Raw genomic sequence first — 1,217 nt, forward strand, 5'->3', positions numbered from 1 at the left:
AACCGAACCGAGCGGCTCAGGGCCGTCCGCTCGTCCTGCCATCGTCACGCGACCGACGATGCATTAAGTTCGAACCTGGGCCACCGAACGGGGGCAGGCCAGAATCACCACTCAGCCCCCGATGCTACCCCGTGAGCCCCGATCACTGAGGATTAGTATAAATCCCCGTTTCATAAGGCTCGGGTTATACGTCCGACGAGGCTCATGGCTGCGGCGAGGACGAAGACGGAGAATGCAGATGATGGTGTCGCTTCAGGGTCGCAGGCCAGCCTGCGGCAGCGGGCGATGCAACCGAAGCTCCGCTCAATGGCCCACCGCCTGGGCTGAACCGCAAATACCCGTCTGGCGTTCCTTGCCTTCCTTGGGTTCGACGATCTCGACCGCGGTGGTCGTCGCTGCGCCAACGCGCTAGCGTCGATAGGCTCGGTCGGCAAAGCAGTGGGCTAGGAAGGGGAACAACCCACGCGAGGCTCGAAGCAGGGCAATCGCGCCGTGGCTGTCGTGCAGGTTAGCGGGTGAGACCCCAACCAACAGCGGGCGGCCGTCCGTATCCTTCAGCGCGTGGCGTTTGCGCCCGACGACCCGCCGGGCCGGATCGTAACCGCGCTTGCCGGCCACCCCCACGCCACTCGAGCGGGCGGCTTGCGCATCGACGACACAGCCGGTCGGGCAAGCCTCGCGCCCAGCGCGCTCACGGTCGGCCAGTGTGAGGGCATGTGCGAGGCGTTCGAACACCCCTGTCTGAGAAAGGCGCAAGAACCAGCGATGCACCGTGCTCCACGGCGGGAACTCCAGCGGCAGATGCCGCCACACGCATCCTGTCCACAGCACGTACAAGATGCCGTCAAAGACTGTGCGCAATGGCCGGCGCCACCGGCGGCCTGTGCTGGACGGCGCCGGTAGAAGCGGCGCAAGCACCGCCCACTCGGCATCACTGAGGCTGGTTGCGTAGGGCAGGCTCTTGCGCGCAAGCTCGGCGCGGGCGGCGGGCGTCCATATTGGGGTTCCTGGGTGAGCGTCAGACACTCTCCCAACACCCACGATGCCTGCCGCTCACCCAAAAGCTAAGCTGTTCAGCCCGTTATGAAACGGGGTTTAAACGGTGAAGAAGTCGTGCGATGCTGAGACAACGACCTCGTTGAGGCCGAAGCCGACGATATCGGCACGGCCATCTCCCGTGACATCCGCCAGTTCGCGAGGGAAGCGATCCGCGCTGG

1 pseudogene is annotated in these 1,217 nt (G+C 65.1%); it reads right to left on the reverse strand.

Going from position 1 to position 1,217, the window contains the following annotated elements:
• Positions 1-170 precede the first annotated feature (170 nt).
• Positions 171-999 (reverse strand): annotated as a pseudogene (locus ASF49_RS23210) (IS5 family transposase).
• Positions 1,000-1,217 lie beyond the last annotated feature (218 nt).

This window comes from Methylobacterium sp. Leaf104, assembly GCF_001422885.1.
GTDB lineage: Bacteria > Pseudomonadota > Alphaproteobacteria > Rhizobiales > Beijerinckiaceae > Methylobacterium.